Origin of the sequence: Micromonospora sp. NPDC049900, assembly GCF_044461025.1 — a bacterium.
Lineage (GTDB): Bacteria > Actinomycetota > Actinomycetes > Mycobacteriales > Micromonosporaceae > Micromonospora.
In genome coordinates this window covers 416,405-440,937 of the sequence record NZ_JBITKM010000003.1, presented here as the reverse complement: position 1 = coordinate 440,937, position 24,533 = coordinate 416,405, and the positions used below count along the sequence as shown (strand labels likewise).

General features: G+C 70.2%; 1 protein-coding gene. It reads left to right on the top strand.

Going from position 1 to position 24,533, the window contains the following annotated elements; translation table 11 throughout:
- On the top strand, nt 1-24,495 hold the full coding sequence (locus ACIBMZ_RS10285) for a hypothetical protein (protein ID WP_396692261.1): 24,495 nt from the start codon (nt 1-3) through the stop codon (nt 24,493-24,495).
- Nucleotides 24,496-24,533: the final 38 nt, after the last annotated feature.

Genomic DNA, 24,533 nt, shown 5'->3' with positions numbered 1-24,533 from the left:
GTGGCGGGCCGGCTGATACTCACCGGTGAGCTGACCCAGACCGGGCATTCGGCGGCGATGGCGGCCTCGCTCGCCGCGGTGCGACCGGTCGACGCGGCCCTGGTCTTCCTGGCGGAGGAGAAGCCCCGTTCGGCGGTCGGCGCGGCCTTCCTCCACGGGCAGCCGTTCTCCGACCAGATGGTGCTGGTGCCGTGGGAGGTCGAGCGCTGGGGGGTCGACGGGCGTCGCCTGGTGAACGACGCGGAAGCGGTGGAGAAGCTCGCGGACCTGTACCGGGTGCAGGTGCAGGTGCCGGTCGGGTCGGCGCGCTCCGAACGCTTGGTGCCAGTGGACCAGCAGGGTCGAGAGACGTCGTGGGACGACGCCGCGGCGGTGCGGAGCCTGCCGTGGTCGCACGTCGCCGCGAGAGAGGCGATGAGCGCGGCGATAGAGGTCGCGTCGGACCTGACCGGGCCGCCCTGGGCCCGGATCGAGACGTTGGCCGGCCGGTTGGCGGAATCCCAGCAGCGGTTGCGGGTCCCGGTGCCCCCGGCGGCCGTCGCGATGGCGTTCCGCCTGGTACGGCACGGCCTCCCGCCCGGACTGGACGCGGCCGAGCTGATGCGGAAGGTGATGCCGGTCTCGATGGCCGACGTGCTGTCGGTGGCGGGTGGCGAACCGGCGCCGACGGCGGACGTCGACGCGCTGCTCGACGGCCTCCTGCGGGTCCCCGACTCGTCGGCGCTGGTGCGGTTGCGGCCCGGTCTGGGCGCGGGTGAGCTGGGCTGGCTGGTCACGCACGACGATGTGGTGTGGTGGTTCGGGGCATCGCCGGCCCCGGGTGGTGGTCCGGGGCCGGTCATCGTGCCGGTGAGCGAGGGCTGGGTGTCGGCGGCGCTGCGGGATCCCGCGACCGCCGTGGTGGTGTTCGGCCCGGTGCAGCAGGCGCACCGGACGCTGCTCGGCACCACCGACGTGGAGGACTTCCGGTTGTTCCGTTCGGCGGATCCCGGGGTGCGCGAGGCGGTGCGTGCTCGGGTCCGACAGGTGTATCCACGGTTGATCGGGCGGTTCGGTGACGAGAGCCAGTGGCAGGCATGGAAGGGCGTGGCCCGGGTCATCGGCCGGCAGACCGGCTCGCCCGCTCTGGTCGGACGGGAGCAGTTGGGCCAGCCGTCGGCGTTGAGCCACGGATCGTTCTCCTCCGACGTGTGGAACGTCCATCTCGACCTCGGTCTGCCACTCGACCGGGCCCTGCTGACCCTCGCCCACGAGATGCTCCACGTCGAGCACGCGGCCATGATCGCCTGGTGGCGGGCCGGTCGGGACGGGCCGGGGGTGTACGCCCAGGCCACCACCAGCCCCGACGTCCAGGCGATCCTCGCCGGCGGGCGGCCCGCCGACGACGACCCGAGGTATCCGGCGGCCGATCGGATGTGGCGGGCCGGCCCCAGCCGGGACCACCGGCAGTGGGTGGGAGCCGCCCATCCCGCCGTGGTGGATCTGGTGGATTGGACGCAGATGCGGCTCGACTCAGCCCGCAGACTCGGCCGGTTCGGTCCACGGGTGCTGCGGCGGCTGGCGACCGGCCACGATCGGGCTCTGCTGGCCAGGGCCGACGTACGCGCCGTCTACCAGGCCAACCCGACCGAGGGACAGGCTTTTCGCCTGGAGTTGTCCCTCGCCGCCGACGGTTCGGTGCGGGACTGGCACGTGGAGATCGACGGGTTGGTGGCCGTACTCGCGGAGCTGGGGGCTTCGAGTCTGGGCCCGGCAGGCGTCTTCCTGCCGATGGCACCGACGGCGTCACCGCCGCAGCGACTGCCTCATCCGGACCGGCCGCTGGTGGTCGTCGAGGTCGGGGACATGGCGGACGCGCGTCGACGGCTCACCGACCTGCGGACGGTGCTTCCGACCGACGCGCTCGTGGAGTTGCTGCCCGCCGCTCGACTCTCGGCAGCCCACGTCGTGTCGTTGGCCGAGGTGCTGGGCGACGAGCACGTCCTGGCGGTCGGTCGGGACCTGGTGGATCCCAGCGGTGCCGGCGCCGACCGTCTCGTCGCGCGCAGCGGGGCACATCAACGGACGATGACACCGTTCGCCACCTACTACACCGTGCATCCCGCCTCGCAGCGGGATGTTCCTGTCGGTGGCATGTTCACGCTGAGCGCGCGCGACGACGGCAGGTACGAGATGCTGCCGGGCTGGCATGTCGTCACGGTCGGTGATCGGGTGTGGATCGGTCCGGCAGACGTGTCACCACGGGTCGACGTGGGCGACCCGCGCGTGGTGATCGGCACCCCTGACCGCCCGATCCCCTGGACGGTCTGGCAGTACGGCATGTGGGTCGCCCGGGTGCTGGCCAGCCACACCGGGGTCGTCGCCGACGCGGACTTCGTCCGGGTGCACCGGCCCGAGCCTCCGGTGTCGCCGCGCCCGTGGCCGTCGACCGCGTCGCTGCACGCGGAGACCGCGCACGATCGGCGGCTACTCGACCTGGCGTTCGGTGCGCAGTGGCAGGAGGCCCTGTTCACGTCCGGGAGCGTCCCGGCGCGGGTCGGTCACTATCTGCTGGACGCGTTGCTGGACGAGGCCGGTGCCGATCCGGCCGAGCGGGACCCGGCAGCGCTGGTGGCCCATCTCGACCGGTATGCCGAGCGGTTGCGCCTGCCACATGCGACGGCGAGCCCGGTGGCGGCCCGGCGCGAGTTGCTCCGGCGACTGTGGCGCGACTCGGGCATGTACTACCGGATCCTCACCGAGTTCGACCCGCAGACTCCGCCGGGCAGCACCGCTGCACATCCCGACGAACATCTGGCACTCGACGCCAGTCCACCCGACCCCGCCGAGGAACCCGTCGCGGTCGATTCCGGGCCGCCGGCCGTGCTGATGCCGGGCGAGTTTCCGCTTCTGGTCGACAGGGTGGCCATCGAGGCGCCGCCCGCCATCGAGGAGGAGACCGACACCGCCGGAACGGCCGCACCGGACGCCTCGGAACGGCTCGCCGGGCCGCCGGACCGCCTCGCGGCGTCGGCTGCGGATCTGGTCGACGTGCACGCCCCGAACCTACGGAACACCGACTGGGAGGTAGTGGCTCCGGCCGGGCGGGCCATGGCTCAGCGTGGCAGTCTGCGTGCCCTGTTGGACGTAGGGGCACTGTCGAGGTGGGCTCGGTCGGGCTTGCTCGACAGCGGAGTGTCACTGCGCCCGGCCGGAGCGACCGAGCTGCCGGAGAGCGGGATCCGGTTGGTGGTGCGGGCGGAGCCCGCCGACGTGTACCGGCACGAGAAGGCGCAGGGATCCGCGCAGTGGTACCAGGCCCCGCTGCTGGTGACCGTCTCGTGGAGGCACGCTGGGCAGGAGGCGACGGCTGCACGGCCGGCAGTCCGCGCCGCGCTGATGCGACTGCGTACGTTGGTGTCCGACGACGTGTTGTCGGGGCCAGGGTTGCGGGTGGCCCGGGGCAGAGCCGAACTCGTCGCGGCGAGCCAGGGATTGGCCAAGACTGCGGCCCGGCTGGGTCTGACCGTGTTGGCGCTTCCCGCCGCGGCGATACGTGGCAGACAGGCACGAGTGCGTGCCATCGATCCCGTGTCGGTGCGAACGCTGCACGACGCGGTCGTCGCCCAGGTCGCGGCGGGTCGCTGGCACTCCGCCGGCCCCGACCCGACGGGGAACCGTGCCGATGCGCTGCACCAGGTCCTGTCCGGGCCGGGAATGATCGGTCTGCTCCCCGACGCCCTGGACAGCCAGGGCGCAACGGTGGGCCCCGTGCGGGTCCGGATGGCGATGTTCCACGCGGTGCCCCTGGGCGACATCGGCGGCGACGACACCACCAACCGGCGGGTACGGGTCGGACTGCTGGTGCAGGTGAAGCTGATGCAACAGCGCTACCTGCCGCACCTGGTCTTCCGACTCGACGGTGCCCTGGAACTGGTACTGGACGAGGCCACCGCGAACCAGCTCCTGCGCGCGGTGTCGCCACCGCAGGGCGAGCCGCCCGACTATCAGCCGCCGCCGGACTACGAGCCGATGGCGCAGGCGGCGGCGTCCCCACCGGCCAGCGGCGAGCCGACTGACGGAGCACGGTGGCTGCGCCTACTCGACGACATGGGCACGGCCGGAGTCGACGAGGCCCGGATACGCCAGTGGATCCGGCTGATCGACGGCGTGCCGGACCTGGACGAGGTCCCCGCGCTTGCGACCGAGGCACTCACGGCGCACATGGAAGCGGATCTGACGGCGGCGCGCACGGCGTTGACGCAGACGGATGCCGTGCTGACATCGGTGCGGGCGACACACGCCGGTCTGAAGCAGGCGGAGATCGAGGCCCACCGCGCGCCGGAGAACGTTCAGGAGTCTGCGGCGGAGGTGACGGCCCGGTCCACGCGGGTTGCCGAGCTGCGCCGAGCGGCTGAGGCCGCCAAGGCACGGGAGCACGCCACCCAGGAGCGGATCGAATCACTCAAGATCGAGGTCGCCCGGCTGGACGGCGAACTACGCAGGGTGTCCGAAGATCCGGCCGGAGTCGCGCAGCGCGGTCTCGTCAGCCAGGTGCGGCGGGCGTGGTACGCGGTCGCGGTGGACCTCGGTGTGCCGCCTCGTTCCCTGCGGATCGTCGGTCCGGAGTTGGCGGCGGTGGTGCGTACGCGTGGCGCCGACGCCGGGGTAGACGGGGTGCTGACCGGGTTGCGCCCCCGGTTGAGACCGTTCGGGGCCTTCACCGACACCGACGTGGTGTACCTGGCCGAACTCGGCGCCCGCCTCCGACTCGGGCCGCAGGACCTCCCGTCGTTCCGCTGGCTCAACGAACGGGCAGTGGCCCTGGAACTGATCCACACCCTGCCTGACAGCCTGGCGACACGGACCGTCACCTGGGCCGCCGACCAGGTCCGACGCGGCCACGACCTCGCCGCCGTGGCTGCGGAACTCGGCCTCCTGCCGGGCCTGGGCGGATCACGAACGACCGTGCAGGAGCTGCGCGTATCGACACTGAGAACGTTGGCCGATCGCCTCGATCTCGGACCGGCCACCGACAGCGACAGCGACAGCGACAGCGAGGACGAACCACCCGCCGCCCCGCCCAGCGACGAACCTGAACGACCATCGCTCCTGACGCCGGATCGCCTACCGGCGAAGGGCCAGGTCGATCTGGCCGGGCTGCTGGCCGTCCGTGAGTTGATCCGGACCGCCATCCGCGCCGTGGCCGAGACGTGGCGGGGCGCCATCGGACCAGCCGAGGCGACGACCTTCGGCGATCGCGTCGCCGATGAAATCGAACGGATCGCCGCACCACACGGATTCAAGGACCTGCAACACCTCACCCGCTACGCAGAACTCAGCGGACGGCTCGGCTTCCCCATCACCGAACTCAGCATCCGCATGCCGTCCCGGCACCTCGCATCTCTCGCCTACCAGTTCGTCGGCAACGTGCCCTACCTCCTGATCAACCGCTTTCTGGCAGAGGCGGCACCCGGACAACCGATGGACGACCCGACCGACATCCGAGCCGACCACGCACCCCGGACGATCGACACCAGCACCCGGAGATCCACCGACTGGGCCCACCGCTGGGGAGTGCCCGAAGCACAGGTGCGCCGGATCGCCGACCTCCCCCTGGTCGACCTCCCCCGCACCGCCGCGACGATCGACAAACTACGACTGCCCGCAGAACAGATCACCCGACTTCTCCACCTCACCCACCGGACCGGCCGCACCCAGGACCGCCTCGAATGGGTCGCCTACCGAGCCGGAGTCACACCACACACCGCCCTCGAATGGGCCTGGCGACTCGACACCGACCCGTCAGACCTCCTTCCCCTACGCGCGACACTGCACCGCCTGGGAGAGCTCGCACCACCCGCACGCGCCGCCAACCGGCTCACCGTCGAACGCCTGGTCGACCTGATGAGGAAGCCGGGCGACAAGGATCTGCCGAAGCCGGCGTGGTTCTTCTTCTGGGTGGGGGCACATCTACCGGGTGGGTCGGGCTCCGACGGGCTGACACCGAACGAGCTCTACAGCCTGCTGTACGGCCCGCCCCACGCCGGCCACGCCAACCTGAGGCAGCATCACGGGAGACTCCAGCATCAGGACTGGATCGGGTTGACGGAGCTGGCAGACGACTCGGCCCGCCCGCTCGACGGCAACGGAGGCTCGTCGGACCGCCCTGTGCTGCCGGCCGGACGGGAGGCGGACCTGTGGCTGGCCTCGTGGCTTGCCGACATGGTGGGCAGTTCGCGCGAAGGGGTCGTCAGCGACCTGCTCAAACGCCCGTGGCTGGACCACGTCGCCGTGCTCGACGCCGCCGGGGACCTGGCGGTGCCGGTGCCGACAGCCATGGAGTACGCCCGCCGGTGGGGTGGACTGCGCGTGTCGGACGCTCCGAGGCTCCCGCCGAACACGCACCCCGCCGTCCTGCCGTGGCTGCTCAGCACGGCGGTGCGGTGGAAGGTGCCACTGTTCCAGCTTGGGCCGGTCGTGGCAGCGCTACCGGGTCAGCAGGCCCCGGGCGCGTACGCCCAGACGCTCGCGGACAATGCCCTGAGACAGCTCTGGGGGGGCCGCACCAGAGACGTCGGCGCACACAGCACGGTGTTCGGGGATGCCCGGCTGTCGCTGGCATTCCTGACCGACCGGGGGCTGACTCCAACCGACCGCCAGGCCGACGAGGACGAGTACGAATTCGGGCTCTGGTTGACCAGTGTGCTCGGTCTGCCGCAGCCCCACGGCATCGAACTCGGTTCGACCGTGGGCAGGCTCAGTAGCTCGGGAATCGACCAGGGGGCCGCAGTCCACCACCTGTGGCAGAGCCTGAAAGGCCCCGGGCGCGAGACCTACCTTCGAATGCTGTCGAAAGTAGCGGATCAGCTCGGTCTCGACCTGCACCGGCGACGCGCCCTGTCCACCCGGCTGCGCATCAGCCTCTGGTGGATCACCGCGTTCAGCGTCCGCATCGAACGCATACCCGACGACATCGACGACCACGCCGTACGCCTGGGCGTCCCACCCGACGAACTGTTCGCACTCGCCTCCGACCTCGGCATCGACCCCGCCACGATCCACCCACCGGACGACCTCGACCGCCTCCGCACCGACACCACCCCGCGATTCGCCGCCGTACGCGAGGTCGCGAACGCGATCAGGAACCGCCCTGACTGGCCGACACGGCGGCTGACCGGCACGCCCACCGACCATCTGTTCGACATCGTCCGACGCCTCGGCCACCTCCCACCCCGGCTCACCCGACAACTCAACGACGACGGCAGGTGGCTCGGCCTCCGCAGCCAACTGGAGATCGCCGCATCCGAACGCGTCCCTCCGCAGTCGGTAGCACTCTGGGCCAACCTGAGTCGACCGCCAGGGAGAACCGAGACCGGCCAGGCCGATGCGCGCCAGTTGGTCGACGCGTACCAGCAGTGGCGGCGGGCCACCGAGGAGACGTACGGACTCGACGCGTCGGACTTGTGGACGGTGTGGAACCACGTGGGCTCGGCACCGCTGACCCGGGGCGACGTCGACCAGGTCAGGGCCATGGCCCTGCGGCACGCTGAGCCGGCTCGGCGTGCCGAGGTGTTCCGCCGGATCAGCGCCCACGCCGGCCGACAGGACACCCCGCAGAATGTCGCCGGTGTGATCCGGGCGATGAGCACGACTGCGGGACCTCATTCCTCGCTGCGCGAATGGCTGAACCCGTTCCTGGCGGACGCACCCCCGATCGACGGCATATCGCTGCGGCTCCAGTGGCGTCCGCGCGCCGGCTCGGCGCTGTCCGACGCCACCTTTGCGCGACTCGGCGCAATCCCCGGTGTACAGGTCGCACCTCGGAGGAACGCAGCGAGGCTCACCTTCGGGCCCCGGCGAGGCACCTGGACCGGCCTTGCCCGGCTACTCGCGGTGCTGAGGGAACCGAACCTCGATCTCGTTCTGGCGACGGTCGATGTCACCCCTGGGTACGGCAGCGACGCCGGTGCGTACCTCCGCCTGGCCCACCTCTACTACGCCCATCTCAATGCGTTGAGCCAGATCGGCGTCGCGGGCGGGATTGGCCGGGAAGCGCGTCACGGCTTCGCGAGCTTCGCCGGGTTCCTCCGGGCCCACAGCCGGGGCAGCGACCTGCGCATCCGGGTGACCTGGAAGTCCGACGACGTCGTGCAGCTCCGCATGGCCAACGACGCGGATCTCCTGCGGCCGGGTACCGCGCAGGCCAGACTGCGGATCATCGCGGAGTTGGTGGAGATCGCCCGCCGACCGTTCCCGCATCCGCAGTGGTGGGACTGGCGGTTCCGGCTGCCCGGCGATCACGCGGATGACGCCTTCGAGCTGGGCCTCGACGGATGGCGGCTGGTGGGGCTCCTCGCCGACGACACGACCCGCGCGCAGGCCGCCGCGATGCTGACCATCTTCCCTGCAAAGCGGATCGATGCCGACGAAGTGATAGCGCGGGGACTCGGTCCCGTTCTGGACGATCCCACGATCCCCGACGTACTGCCGCCGGTGCGAGAGGTGCCGGAGACTTCCCTGCTCGTCGAGATCCTGGCCGCCGGTGACTCGACGAGAGAGCTGGACCCGACAGCGGTCACCGCCCGCCTGACCGACCCGATTCTCGGGATGAACTACCGGGCCGCGGTACTGCGGGCAGCCGGTGTCCACGAAGTGTTCGCCGCCGGCCGGGTGCCAGGAGACCAACGCGTCTCCGACGTGATCCGCCAATTGATCGCCGGACAACTGAGACTGCCGGACGACGTCATCCGAGCGGCCTACCACACGGTGTCACAGGCACCCGACGGCACAGACGACCTCCGCAAGCTACTCCAGCGGGACAGATGGGACGACCTGGCGTTGAACTGGACCACGGTCGACGCCTTCATGAATCGGCCCCGGGTATGGCGCGACACCCTCGCGGTGACATCCGAGACGAACGCCTCCGACGCGCACGACGACTGGCCGGAACCCTCGGAGGTCGTGAACTGGCTACGCCGTCGGATCGACGCAGGCGTACCGCCCGTCCCCGACCTCAGTTCGAATGTCCTGGGTGGCCCTGCGGCGCCCGGGTCGGCACGCACGTTCGCCCTCACCATCGAGGCCGCCTGGGATGACGATCTGCCGGGTAAGCCATGGACCTGGGTCTCCTTCGATGAGCGTCGAGACGCGTTCGACGATGCGCTGGCCGCAGCAGAGTCCGCGCTGCCTGCGGACGGCCGCCGGACCCACCTGCGGACCGAGATCGATCCGGACTATCCCGAGTGGCTCACGATCCGGGCGACAGATCTCGTGGACAGCCCGGCGGTGTGGCGCGCACTCGGGGCGGTGGTGGAGGCCATGCGACGCTACGGCGTCCACGTCGGTGGCGCGGCGATCGTGGTCGACTACTCACCACCGGCGACCTCAGGGATCTCCACGTCCGTCGAGGACCGTACAGCAGTGCTGGATCGCCTCGTCCGGACCCACGAAGACGTTCTGGTCCGGCTGTTCGGTGAGCCGGATTCACCGACCCTGACTCCCACCGGACCGCCCGAGGTCACGGCGGTCGAAGCGGAACGCCCCGCAGCCGAGGTCCGCTTCGACCGCCCGGGCGTCCTCTCGGCCGGCCTGGGCGGACTGCAGGCCGGGGTGCGCGTCGTGTGGGCGTTGGTCGCCGCCGCGGAACGTGCCGTTCCGACGCGCGCTGCCGCGCCGGTCGGCACGAGCTTCGCCACCACGTCGGAGCTGTATCCGATGGGCAGTTGGTACCTTGACCCGTCGGGCGGGCCGCAACTGGCGTCGCTACTTGCGGACCTGGAGTTGGACCGAGCCGGACGCGCACAGGTCGCCGCGCTGTTCCACCTCAACTCGTGGCCCCCGCCGCCCGATCACAGCCTGCATCCCCCGCGAGGCACAGCGCATCTCGCCGACCGGCCAAACAGCATTCGAGGGGAACATCCGGCTGCGTTCGTGGCGGCCGTCGCCCGAATCGACCCGCAGATGGCCGCCCGCGATGCCGTCAGCGACCGGCGTGCGCTCGACCTTCCACTGGACTACCTGCACGGAATACGGCGACGGGCCGATGAGTACCTCCGCTTGGCGCCGCCGACCTCCGACGTCACCAACAAATTGGAGTTGCGCTACAACAGCGTCGTGGTGCTCTGGGCCGATCTGGAGCGTAGCGGTGCGACGATCGGCGCCTGGCACGAGCGATACCAGCGCGAGCAGCACGGATCTGGCGACCTGAGTGTGGACGAGTCGCAGAGCGGTCCGGTACCGGGCCTGCTGGAGGAGATACGCGGGTTACTCGACACCATCCCCACCGCCGGGAGTGCCGTCGCCGAGGACGTGGCCACGCTCCGGGTCGCGACGTCCTGGCTGACGTCACCGGAATACCTGCCGGTCGAGCCGGCCAGCAGACGGCAGCTCGACCTGCTCCGGCAGGAGGTCTCGGACCGACTGGTCGCCGTCGCTCCCGACCTGTTCCGCGCGGCCCCGGTGTCGATGGCCGCGTGGCAGGGGCAGTGGGCACATCGAGGGCTGCTGGGAGCGGTCCTGGAGGCGGCCACCTGGCAGGGGGTCCCTTTCCCGCCCGAGATCCACACACCCGGTCATCTGCGTGACTTCGTTGTCGGCCAGGTCACGACCTATCCGGAGCGGTTCACCGACGTGGCGGGAGGACGTGGCGCCCTGCTGGCCGACGAGATGCCGTTCAACATTCTGACCGCTCTACTGGCCGGCTTCCGGGCTGCGGAACCGACGCCGGAGCAACTCGATCGGTGGCACGCCGCAGCCGTGGTCGCGGCACGGCGTCGGCTGCCCGACGCCGACGAGCACACGATCCAGGCGGCGGCGCTGGCCGCGAGCGGTGCCCGCAGGCGCGAACACCTGCGGAGCCGCTGGCGGGAGGAGTTCGCCCGGCGGGCGGAACAGCCGACCACCGCGTTCAAGAGCCTCCTCCTGCGTACCACTCAGGTCCGCGGCGGGACGGGCGGCCACCAGCTGACCCAATTGATCATGGACGGTTCGACGACCGGCGTACGCCACCTGATCCAGGGCGTGGAGCAGGACGACCTTCAGATGACGGCACTGGCCCGACACGTTCCCACAGTTGTCGCGCGAGCGCTGAACATCAACATCGTCATCCACAGCGACCAGATCCCGGTGGAGCAGACACACCCTGGGGACCGTCCGGTGCTACACCTGTCCCGAATCGACAGAAAATGGAGCAGCCAGCTCGACAAGTACCGGCCCTATGGACCCCTTGTCAGCGCGGAGGCCGCCTCGTCGACACAGGCGCGTACCGCCGACACGATGGACCCCAACCTGTGGGCGTTCGCGCATGCCTGGGCGCATGAACGTCATCTGTCTCTCGCCGGTGGCCACGGCCCGGCCGAACAGGAAGCGACGTGGGTCCAGTTGGTGGAGGTGCTCGCCAGGTGGATCGACATGCCACCGCTGAAGACCAAGGTCGTCATCTCACCAGACGGCGATTGGGCGGTTTTCGGACCAGCGCCCTGGGCGATGCAGTTGACGGTCACATCCGTCGACGGCGCCCTGAGCGAACTGATGCAACAACTGCTTCTCGCCGAAGTAGTCACGATGCAGGCCCAGTCGAAGCCGACTTCGCGCCTGGCCGATTACACGTCGAACGCCGCGGCCCGGGCCCACATCTCACGCAGGCGCAGCATGCAGGACAGTCGACGTGGCTCCTGGCCGGATGACTACCACAGCGCACGGGCGGAGTGGGCCAGGGTCGAGCCCGCCGCCCGGGAGTTGCTGCTGAAGGCGAGTCGCCGGTCTGCGATCCTCGGGCCTCTCAAGCAGTCGCCTCGACTTCGTCGTCGGCTGGTGCAGGGCCTGAATGCCGCGCGATGGCAGTACGCCAGTGCCATGACCTACACCGATCACCGCGATCCGGTGGTGTGGACGCAGTTCCTTCTCCGGCAGCAGCTCGCCAAGGCCGGATCGACGCGAGACTGGCGGAACGTGCCGTACACGCGAGGATCGGAGACTCCGGGATTCGAGCTCGTCGAGCTGGGTTCGGCGGGGCACTTCAGGCGGCCGACGGGATCCCGGACGACCCCACCGACACGATTGACCCATCAGCTCCGGCGACTCGAAGTGGTGGAGGCGGGTGATCCGGTCTCCGCCCCGCACGTGCTGACGCAGATCCGTGACGGGTTGCCGGACCAGGCGCTTGTCGAACTGATCACGAGCGGTCCGGTGACTGCTCGGCAAGCCGTGGACCTCGCTCGACTGGTGGGCGGCGGCCGGACACTCGCGCTGGCCGCGGATCTGGTCGATCCCGCCGATCTGTCCGAGCACTTCGTCGCGTTCTCCCGCTCGCACCGGCCGACGCTCCGGCCGTTCGCGGCGTACTACACCGTGCATCCCGCTCCACGACGTGACACCGTACGGATCGCCGATGTGGATCTGCATGATCTCGGGGCCGGGACGTACGAGCTGCTGCCCGGGTGGCACGTCGCGGTGGGGGCGGACCGACTCTGGATCCGGCCCTCCGCCCACCGGGAGGCACTGCCCTACTCCGGCGACGCCCGGATGATCGTCGGTGTACCAGGACGGGCGACACCGTGGACGGTGGAGCGGCTGGCTCGACGAATCGGCACGGCGATCGCCCTCGACGCCGGCACTGATCCCGAGGGATTCGTCCACCTGCTTGGACGAATCGGCCCGATGCCGCGCGAGCCACACCCCACCGAACACGTGCTCAATCCCAGCAGTGCCAAAGACCGGCAACTGCTCTGGCGCGCTTTCGGAGTTCCCGATCCGAGGATCAGAATCGACCTGACGACACCGCACGGCTCGGCGCCCCCCGAGAAGGCCCTGACCTTCGCGCACCTGGTCGACGTGCTGCTGGACCTTGCCGGGGCCGATCCCACAGTGAACGACCCATCGGTCCTCGTCGGCAAGCTGGACCAGTTGGCCGCGCGCCGGGGGATGCTGAGGGACGGCACGGTCCCCGACGCGGTCCTGGCCGCCCGGCAACGGTTGCTGATCTGGGCACACCTCAGGGCCAGCGAGGCGGGTATCGCCGGACTGCTGGCCGGAACCACGCCGCCGGGAGCCACCACCGCCCCGGGTCCGGACGAACATGTGGAACTGGACGCCAGCCCGCCCTCACCCGCCGAGGATCCGGTCGCGGTCGGTTCGTGGCCGCCGGCCGTGCTGACACCGGACGAGTTCCCCCTGGTCGTCGAGAAGGTGGTGATCGTCTCCGAACCCGATGCCGAGGACGCCGCCGACGAAGCGCCGTCGGACCCGATGGACATCGACACGTCGCCCGAAGCCGACGAGACCGCGTCGGACCCCATGGCCGTCGACGCGCTGTCCGAACCCGACGAGGCGCCGACGGAGCGGGTCGAGGGGCTGGCGGCGAGTCTGGTGAAGGATCACGCGAAGCATCTGCAGGACGCCGACTGGCGGGCGGTCACGTATGACACCGCAGTCACCAGCCAGCGCGTCGTGCTGCGTGACCTGTTGAGTGCCGAGCAACTGACGGCCTGGTGGAAGTCCGGTCTGTTCGACAGCGGTGTGGCGCTGCACCCGGCGCGCGGCAACAGACCGGAGGACAGGGGGATCCGGCTGGTGGTGCGCGCGGAGCCGGTCGGCGCGTACCAGCATGTGGGTGCGGCGGAGTCCGCACAGTGGTATGTCGCCCCGTTGCTGGTGACGGTGCGGTGGGAGCACCCGGGGCATCCGCCGACGGTCGATCTGCCGGTGGTCCGCGCGGCGCTGGTGCGGTTGCGGGCGTTGGTGTCGGACGAGGTGTTGTCCGGGCCACGGTCGCGGGTGGCGCGGCGCGGGGCCGAACTGGTCGGTGCGGATGAGAAGTTGGCCGCGACGGTGGACCGGCTCAAGCCCGCAGTGCTGGATCTTCCACCGGAGACGCTGCGGCGGGGCCTGGCGCGAGTGGTCGCCATCGATCCGTTGTCGGTACGGACACTGCACGACGCAGTCGTCGCGGAGGTCGAGGTGGCTCGCTGGCGAGCGGCTGGACGGCAGTTGATGCGGGCCGACACGCTGCACCAGGTGATTTCCGGGCCAGGGCTGTCCGGAATGCTCGGCGTTGCCCTGCGGCCCCAGGGCGCAACGGCGGGTCCGCTGAGGTTCCGGATGGCGTTGGTCGACGCGCTGCCCCTGGGCACGCTCAGCAGCGACGACGTGGTCTACCAACGGGTCCGGGTCGGGCTGCTGGTGCAGGTGGAGCCGGCAGAAGTGCGTGGCCTGCCGCAGCTCGTCTTCCGGCTCGACGGCGCACTGGAGCTGGCGCTGGACACCCCCACCGCGGATCGGTTCAGGCAGGAGACGCCACCACCGGCGTACCAGCGGGTGTGGGAACCGGACGAGCCGGTGTCGGAGGCGTCCCCGCCAGGGCCGGCGGTCACCCCGAGGGTGGGTCAACAGCCGCAGACCGACGACCTCTTCCACGGCGACGAGTGGACCCGGCTGGTCACCGACCTGGGTGTGACGGGCCCGGACGAGGCCAGGACCCGGCAGTGGGTACGTCTGATCGAGAGCGTGCCGGACCCGGACGAGGTCACCGATCTGACGGTCGAGGCGATCTCGGCGGTGCAGGGGCCGCTCCCGACCGACGCGCAGGTGCACGCCTCGGCGGATCTCGTGGAGCCGGTCCGACGGGCGTGGTACGCGGTCGCCCAGGATCTCGGTCTGCCGCCGGGCGCCCTGCGGATCGTCGGCGCGGAACTGGTCACCGTGGTGCGGACGCGTACCACCGGCACCAGGGCCAGGGCTGACGAGCTGCTGACCGGGTTGCGCGAGCGGTTGGGGCCGTTCGGGGTGTCGACCGATGTCGAGGTGGTGTACCTGGCCGAGCTCAGCGCCCGACTCGGACTGGGCCCGGATGATCTTCCGTCGTTCCGCTGGCTGAGCGAGCGGGGGGTGCCGCTGGAACTGGTGCACACCCTTCCGGACAGGTTGGCCGGACGGTCGGTGGCCTGGGCCGCCGAGCAGGTCCACCGAAGCGACGACCTCGCCGGTGTGGCGGCGGACCTGGGCCTGTTCCTCGACTCGGTCGGGCCGGACGAGTCGGCGCGGAAAGTCCGGCGCACGCTGCGATTGCTGGCGCTCACCGCGCTGGCCGGGCAGCTCGGCCTCGGGCCGAGCGCCGTGTCTGGCACGGAGAGCGAGCGCCCGGCGGCGGCGCCGGACGTCCCTCCCGTCGCCGGAGCGGGGGATCCGCCGGGCGGGCGGCCGTCCGAACGACTACAGACGGCAGGCAAGATCGATCTCGCCGGCCTGCTGGCCATCCGAGAGATGATCCGGACCGCGGCGCGGATGATCGACATGAGGGTGGACCGTGTGCGGCCCACTGAGGTCGGGACGCTGGTCGAGCGGGTGGTGGATCAGGTCCGACTCGTCGCTGAGGAACTCGGGTTCAAGTCGCTGCAGCACGTCACGCGGTATGCGGAGGTGAGCGGCGGGCTCGGATTCCCGGTCACCGAGTTGAGCGACCTTCTGCCGTCCGGCCACCTGCCCTCGCTCGTATTCCAACTGGTCGGCAACGTGCCGGCGCCTGAGGTCACGCGGTTCCTGGACGAAGTGGCTCCCGCCCGGCCGATTGGGCGATCGGCCGATCTGGAACCTGAGCCGGTGCCGACGTCGACGAGGTGGAGCGTGCGGGAGGCCGCCGGCTGGGCCGACCGGTGGGAGGTGCCCGAGGAGCAGGTCCGGGCCGTGGTCAAGCTCCCCTTGGTCGACCTGCCGCGCGTGGCCCGGATGATCGACAAAATGCACCTGCCGAAGGAGCAGATCGCACAACTGCTCGACGTGATCGCGACGACCGGCCGAGTGCCGGACCGCCTGGACTGGTTCGCCTATCGGGCCGGGGTCGAGCCGGAGGTCGCGCTGGAGCTGTCCTGGCGGTTGCAGACGAACATCCTGGATCTCCTGCCGATGCGGTCAGTCCTGAACCGGCTGGCGGTCCACGCGCCCGAGCGGTCGGACGACCGACTGACCGTCGAACACCTGGCTCGCCTGCTCACGCAGGGGCCGAACGGTGACCAGGTGCCATTTCCGTCGTGGACCTTCTGGCTCGGGGCACGCCTGCCCACCGGGTCAGGGGCCGACGGGCTGACCCCGAACGAGTTGCACGACCTGATGTACAGCACGTTCCGGGTGGGCCACGCCAGCGTCGCGGAGTATCACCGGCGTCTCGCGGGCCTGGACTGGATCGGGCTGCTGGAGCAGGCGATGGACGACTCGGCGCGCCGGTTCGACGAGGACGAGCCTCCGCCGGTCCGCCCGCAGCTACCGGCAACACGCGACGCGGACCTGTGGCTGGCCCAGTGGCTCGCCGAGGAGGTGGGCATTCCGCGCCACGAGGTCGAGAGCGACCTGATCGACCGTCCGTGGCTGGACCATGTCGCCGTACTCGACGCCGCCCGTGATCTGGCGGTGCCGGTGCCGACGGCCCTGACCTACGCCCGCCGATGGGGCGGACTGACGGCCTCCGACGTCCCGCCGCTGCCGCCGGACGCACATCCCGAGACCGTGACGTGGCTGTTCGGCATGGCCGCACGATGGGACGTGCCGCTGGTCCAGCTCGGGCCGATCGCGGCGGCGTTGCCGCGTCGACACGAGCCGCCCACGGAGATCCCGGCGCTCGCCGACGACGTGCTGCGACGGCTGTGGCCCGACACCGTCAACTTCGGTGAGACGGACACGTTCTGGGCCGCGCAGGTGCCGCTGGCGTTCCTCACCGACTGGAGGCTGGCTCCGACCGACTGGACGGGTGACCAGGTCGATCTCGGGTGGTGGCTGACCAGCGTGCTGGGTCTGCCGTCCGCGACGAACACCGGCGCCCCTGGCTCGGCGATGGACGTCGACTCGGACGCCGGCACGGCCAGTGAGTCGGATGTCGAGATGGCGGACGAGTCGGATGACGAGACGTCCAGCGTGTCGCATGTCGATCCGATCGAGAGTCTCGTCGAGCACCTGTGGGACGAGTTGACCGATCACCACCGTGCGCGGTACCTGACGACGCTGTCGGAGATGGCCGAGCAGCTCGGCCTCGACCTGCACCGGCGCTACGAGTTGTCCACAGCGCTACGGGTCAGCGTCTGGTGGGTAACCGGTTTCAGCGTCCGGATCGGGCAGGTGCCCGACATCGAACACCACGCGTCACGGCTGGGCGTCCCCTCGGACAAACTGTTCGCGCTGGCCTCCGTCCTGGGTGTCGATCCGGCAGTCCTCGGCCCACAGGACGACCTCACCCGGCTCAACGACGCCGACGAAGCCGGAGCGGCGAGGTTCGCCGCGGTGGGCGCGGTCGCCGACTCGATCCGAAGCCGCCCGGACTGGCGATCACGGCAGGTGACGGACACGCTCACCGACCACCTGTACGCCATCGTGTTCAATCAGAACAGCGTGCCACCGAAACTCGTCCACCAGCTCAACGACGACGGCAGTTGGCTCGGTCTCCGCGGTCTGTTGGAAGGCGCCGCGAGGGCGGACGTCCCGGCGGAGTCGCTGGCGGTGTACGCCAACCTGAGTCGGCCGCCGAAGGGTGCCGGTGGCGGCACAGCCGGGCCGAGCCGGGTGATCGAGGCGTATCAGAGACGGCAGCGGTCCGACGAGGAGACGTACGGACTCGACACGTCGGACCTGTGGCCGGTGTGGAACCACGACGGTTCGGCGACCCTCACCCGAGGCGACGTCGCCGAGGTCAGCGCCGCAGCCCTGCGATACGCCGAGCCGTATCAGCGCGCCGAGGTGTTCGGCCGGATCACCGCCCATGCCAGTCGGCAGGACGCCCCGCAGAGCGTCGCCGGGCTGATCCGGGCGATGGGCGCGGCTGCGGGACCCGACTCCGCACCGCACGAATGGTTGAGCCCGCTGCTCCGGGACGCACCCGTGCCGGACGGCATGTCGATCAGCCTCCTGTCGTCTCTCCACGGCGCTTCGGACCAGGCGAAAAGCGCGTTCGCCAACCTCTCGGACATAGCCGGTGTGCGTGTCGGGCGTCCCACGGACGGCCGGTACTCGTTGCAGTTCACGTTCGGCTCGGGGTGGGGCGGTTGGGCCGGTCTTGCGGACGTGCTCGACACGCTCAAAGACCTGAAGTTCACGATCAACGAGGCAACGGTCGAGGTCAGGACGGGGTACGGCGCGGACGCCGCCGCCTACCTCCGGTTGGCCCACCTCTACTACGCACATCTCAACGCGTTGAGCCAGATCGGCCTCGCGAACAGGAAAGACCCGCCGCCGCGGTACGGCTATTCGAGCTTCGCCGGGTTCCTCCGAGCGCACCGCGAGGCCGATGGCCTCTCCGTCCGGGTGGCCTGGAGCTCCGACGACGTCGTCAGGCTTCGCCTGGATGCCCGGAAGGAGCTCCTGTTGCCCGGCATACCCCAGGCCGGGCTCCGGATCATCGCGGAGATGGTGGAGCTGGCCCGCCGACCGTTCCCCGATCCGCAATGGTGGGACTGGACGTTCCGGCCACCCGGCGATCACGCGGACGACGCCTTCGAACTGGGCCTCGACGGGTGGCGGCTGGTGGGGTTGCTCGCCGACGAGTCGACCCGCGCCCAGGCCGCCGCGATGTTGACGATCTTCCGCCCGCAATGGAAGGCCCCGAATCACCCGATGGCGCGGGGACTGGGTCCGGTCCGGGACGATCCGACGATCTCGGAGACGCTGCCGCAGACGCACGAGGTGCCCGACGCCGGCCTGCTGGCCGAGATCCTGCCGGCCGGCCGGTCGACGGCGGGATTGGCCGCCGCTGCCGCGGTTACGGCCCGGTTGACCGATCCGGAACTGGGGATGTCCTATCGGGCTGCGGTGGTGCGGGCAGCCGGTGGCCGTCCGCTGTTCGCACCCGGTCGGGTGCCGGGAGATCAGCCCGTCTCGGATGTGCTCCGACAGTTGATCAGCGGGCAGCTCAGGTTGCCGGACGAGGCGGTACGGGCGGCGTACCATGCGGTGTCGCAGGCGCCCGACACCGAAGCTCTGCGTGATCTCCTGCACCGGGACGGTTGGGACGTACTGATCCTCGACCCGACCACCGTCGATGCGCGCCTGAATCGGCCCCGGGTGTGGCGCGACACGCTGCCGGCGACGTTCGAGGCGAACGCCTCGGACAGACGCGGGAGATGGCCCGATCCGTCGCAGACCGTGGACTGGCTCCGGCATCGGATCGGCGCCGGACGACCACCGGTGCCGTACTTCCTGGCGAACGCGTGGGGCCGCCTGGGCGATCCCGGGTCCGGCCGGACGTTCACTCTCACCATCGACGGCACGTGGAGTGACGACGTACCAGGTGAGCCGTGGACGTGGGTGGCCGCCGAGGACCGTCGGGACCCGTTCGCCGACGCGCTGGCCGCCGCACAGTCCGTGCTGGCCATGGCGCAGTTCGCGACCTCTCCGGACAGCCCCAGGTCCCGGCTGTGGATCGAGTCGGACCCGGAAGAAGTCGACCAGTTCGTCATCCACGCCACGGAACTCGTGGACAGCCCACCGGTGTGGCGCGCACTCGGCGCCGTAATCGAGGCCATGCGACGGTACGGCGTGATCGTCCAGCGGATGGCGATCACGGCAGACCACGCGCCGCTGCCGACCGCGAGGACCGGGCAGTCGGTCGACCGTACGGCGGCGCTGGACCGTCTCGTTCGTGCCCACGAGGACGCGCTGACCCGGCTGTTCGGTTCACCGGAACTGCCGTGGCTGAATCCCGTCGACCCGCCGGCGGTGGGCGCGGCCGGATCGGGACCCCACGCGGTCGAGGTCGGCGTCACCTATCCCGGCATCCTCGCGACCGGCCTGGGCGGATTGCAGGGCGGGGTACTCGTGGTGTTGGCGCTCCTGGCCGCCACGGCCCGCGCCGCCGTGGCCGCCTCGGACCTGCCCGACTCCGATGCTGATCCGGTCGGCACGAACTTCGCCACGACCAGGTCTGAGCCGCAGCAGGTGGACGGGTGGTTCCTCGACCCATCGGGGGGACCGCAGATAACGGCATTGCTGGCCGCCCTGGGGTTGGACCAGGCCGGACGCGCACAGGTCGCCGCCCTGTTCCACCTCAACTCGTGGTATCCGCCGCCGGACTCTCCGCCCGCAAGGGTGCGGGGCATGGGCGACCGCGCCGTGTGGCCGGTATCCACCAGATCGGAGCATCCCGCCGCGTTCGTCGCCGCAGTCGCCGGGACGACCCCGGCGATGGCAGCTCGAGACGCCGTCACCAGCCTCGAGACGCTCCGCCTTCCGCTGGACTATCTGCGGGGTGTCCAGCGGCGGACCGAGGCGTACCTGCGCTCGGCCCCACCGGTCACCGATGCGGCCACCGCGTTGACGCTGCGAGCGGCCAGCGTGGCGGGACTCTGGGAGGAACTGGGGCGCAGCGGCGCGACGATCGGCGCCTGGCACGAACGGTTCCAGCGTGAGCAGGTCGGGCTGGGCGATCTGGCCGGAGACGGCGAGTCGCCGCCCGGCCCGATCCCGAGCCTCACGGCAGAGGCCCGGAGCGTTGTGGACACCGTTCCCACCAGTGGCGCCACCGTCGAGGACGCGGCCGTGCTGGGCGCGGTGGCCTCCTGGCTGACGTCGCCGACAAGGCCCAGGATGGATGTGGCGGGCGAGAGCGAGGCGGATCTGCTGCGTCGCGAGATCGCGGACCGGCTGCACGCGGGTACGCCCGCACCTCTCCTTGCCTCCCCGACCTCGGCCAACGAAAGGCAGTGGGCCCACCGGGGGTTGCTGGGGGCGGTCCTCGACGCTGCGGCGTGGCAGGGTGTCCCGCTCCCCCCCGAGATCCACACCCCCCGCCATCTGCGGGACTTCGTGACATCGCTGGTGGCGGCCGAGCCGGCACGGTTCGCCGACGTGGGCGGTGGGCGGGGCGCTCTGCTGGCCGAGGAGTTGCCGTTCAGCACGGTGGCCGCTCTCCTGGCCGGTTTCCGCGCTCCCGAGCCGACGCCCGAGCAACTCGGTCGGTGGCAGGCCGAGGCATCAGCCGCGGTACGACGTCGGCTGCCCGGCGCGGACGGCCACACGATCCGCGAGGCAGTACGGGCCGCGACCGGAGCACGGGTACGAGAACACCGGCGTAGCCAGTGGCGGGCGGAGTTCGCCCGACGGGTGGAACGGCCGACTCCCCGGTTCAAAGCACAGCTCACGCGGGCCCTGACCGGCATCGATCAGCACCGCGTACGGCTGGTGCAACTGGTCATCGAAGCCACCGCGACCAGCACGCGTCATCTGCAGGAGGGCTTGGCACAGGTCGACCTGCACGCGACGGCGCTGGGCCGACACCTTCCCGAGGCCATCGCCAGGGCGCTGGACGTCAACATCGTCGTACACAGCGACCAGAGCCCGACAGTGCAGACGCACCCCGGCCCCCGTCCGGTGCTGCACCTGTCCCGCGTCGATCGCGGCTCGGCCGAGGTGTTCGACAGGTACGAGCCATACACGTCCGCAGTCAGCGCGGGGCCGGCCCCCTCGTCGACGGGGCGGCTCGCCGACACCCTAAACCCGCGACTGTGGCGCTTCGCCCAGGACTGGGTGCGCGAACGCTACCCGCTCCTCGACGGTAGTGAAGGCTGGAACGAGCAGCAGATGGCGTGGTTCCGGCTGGTGGAACTGCTCGCCCAGTGGATCGACGTGCCGATGATGGCGACGTTCATCGCCACCGACGGCGTCCAGTCCGAGGTCACCTTCGACCCGATGCCGTGGAGGATGGACCTCACCGTCAGATCGGTCGACGAGGCCCTCGTCGAACTGTTGGCGCAACTGCTCGTGGCAGAGGTGGTCACGATGCAGGCTCAGGCAGAGACCCACAAGTCGCAGGCGTTGCGCCACACGGCGGATGAGAACGCCGTGGAGCACATGTGGAACACCCGCGATCCGGGCGACGAACGGCATGAGGAGTGGCCCCGACACTACACCCAGGCGCGGTTGCGGCGGCACGACGTCAAGCGCGCGGGAGATCTGCTCTGGGAGGCAAGAAGACGCTATTCGATCACTGCCCCCTTCAGCGGGCTGACCCGGCTGCGACGTCGAATCGAGCGGGGCCGGGAGGCTGCGCGATGGGAGTACGCCAACGCGCTGACCAGAACCGAGTACCAGGAATCGGTAGCCGAGACGCAGTTCGATCTTCGGCAGCAACTCCGGAAGATCGGTTCGACGCGAGACTGGCGGATGACACCGCACACGCAGATGCGGGAGATCGGCGGCTACGAGTCGGTTGACCTGGGGCCGGCAGGGACGTTCCTACGCCCGGCAGGTTCGCACACCGCACCGCCCGCGCGGATGTCGAGCGAGATCGGCCGACTCGTCGTGGTGGAGATTGGTGAGGCGGCCGCAGCACCTCACGTGTTGACGCAGATCCTTGACTACCTGCCCGACACGGCATTCATAGAACTGATGATGTCCGGCCCGGTGAGCGCACCGCAGGCCATAGAGCTCGCCCGGCTGATCGGCGACAACCGAACACTGGTGCTGCCCTCGAATCTGGTCGTTCCCGGTGACCTCTCCGAGCACTTCGACGCTTACTCACACTCGCTCATACCGACCTTCGGCCCGCTCGCGGCGTACTACACCGTCAATCCCACACAACGCGCTCATGTAGTCAAGATCGCAGGTCTAGGTCTGCCATACATCGGCGCCGGCAGGTACCAATTCCTGGCCGGGTGGGACATCGTCACCGTTGGGGATCGCCTCTGGATCCGACCGACCGACTACCGGGAGGAACTGCCCTACTCCGGTGCCGCCCGGATCGTCATCGGTGCACCAGGCCAACCGACACCATGGATCGTGGAGCAGTTCAGCCAGAAGATCGCATCGGCCGTCACCATCGCGGCCGATCTCGCACTCCAGGGTTTCGTCCATACACTCGGACGGACCGATCCGATGCCGCGGCAGCCACCACGCCTCAACCGGAGTGTCATCAACCCCGTCGACGACCAGGACCGGCGGCTTCACCAGCAGGCCTTCGGCCGCCACCACCCGAGTAACGAATTCGTCGTGCCGGTGGGCGCCGGTCCCGAAGCCCCCCAGGAGACCCTGACCCTCGGCCATGTGGCCGACATCCTGTTGGACCTCGCCGGGGCCGATCCCGCCGAAAGCGACATCCAGGTTCTGCTCGGCCGGTTGGACCAGTTGGCAGAGCAGCAGAACATCCCGCGGGACGACACGACGCCGAACGGCGCGCAACGCGCACGGTATGCGTTGCTGAAGCGGGCCCGGGACAGGCTCACCGAGGCCGGCGTCGCCGGGTTGCTGGCCGAGATCCCCCCACCACCTGACGTCGTGGAGCACACCGCCAGCCCTCCCGAACCGGCCGAGGCACCGGTCGTGGTGCGAGCACCCGACCCAGACCCGGCAGACACCGGACGCCCAGCGGCCCACGACGACGGCCGACCAGGTCGTACCGGAACTGCGCAGACCCGGCAGCCGGCGCTGTTGCCGGTCCGGGCCGGGGTGTACCTGCCACCTGCCGACCACGACATCGCCCACCCGCCCGTGATCGACAACGTGCCCCGTTACCAGAGCTACGTCTCGGCCTTCGCGACCCTGGACCCCGCCACGACAGAACTTGTCGCCGGCACCCGCCGATACGGACCGGAAAGGTTCCACCAGGAACTCACCGCCGCAGGCGTACCGGTCGACGCGAAACTGTCGTTGGCCCTCTCCCCGCCAGCGGTCACGGGTCATCCCGAAACCGATCGGCGCGCGGCACAGCGATTCGCAGACGAGCTGTGGTCGATTCGCGGCACACCGGGCATCTTCAGCATGGCCGAGACGCCGGGGCCGACCACCGCCCCGCCCGCCCTGCCGGAGGTACTGACCGGTTGGCTCAGGCAGGCAGACTGGTCGGATGCCCAGCACTACCTGCACCAGCACATCACCGAGTTGTCGCAGCGGGACAGCATCGAGGCGATGCGCGCCCTCACCACACTCGATCCGGACAACCGGGTAGCGGCTCCCTACCGCGCCGTCCTCGACCTGGTGGACCTAGCCGGAGGCGTCGCCGGACCGGTGGCGGCTGCTGACGTTGCGCAACCATGGATCGTCCCGCCGGGCCCGGTGCCGACGGCATTCGCCTTCGACTACCTGCAGGCGAAACCCGACCGGAAGGCCCGGAAACCGTGGAACGACCAACTCCTCCAGATGATGTACGAACGAGCGTCGTTCCGGGAACTGGCAGTGATGCTGGCGTGGGGCGTCGTCGAACGCGAGGAAAGCCCCACGCAGAGCCGGCGCGTCGGTCTCGACTACGGACAGGGCAACGCGATGGCCTTCGCCGCCGTCCACCACGTGCTCAGGATGTCGGTGACGAGGGCACGCACTCCCGGGCCGACCGGAAGCTGGCCGGAGATCGATGCGGTGGACGCATGCGTGCTCGATCCGCTCGACAAGTCGTTCTGGATTCCGCGGATGGACGAGCTACGTCGTCAGGTGCGCAGCTTCGGCATTCCCGGCCACCCTGAGCGCAGCGGGACCCCGGCACCCGAGCACGAAAGACTGCTGAACCTGCTGATCGAAAGGCTGGTGAGCTGCGCGCCGCCAGCGACGCCCTAACCCACGGAGAGTAAAGCGTATCCGCAGGCCAGATGGCG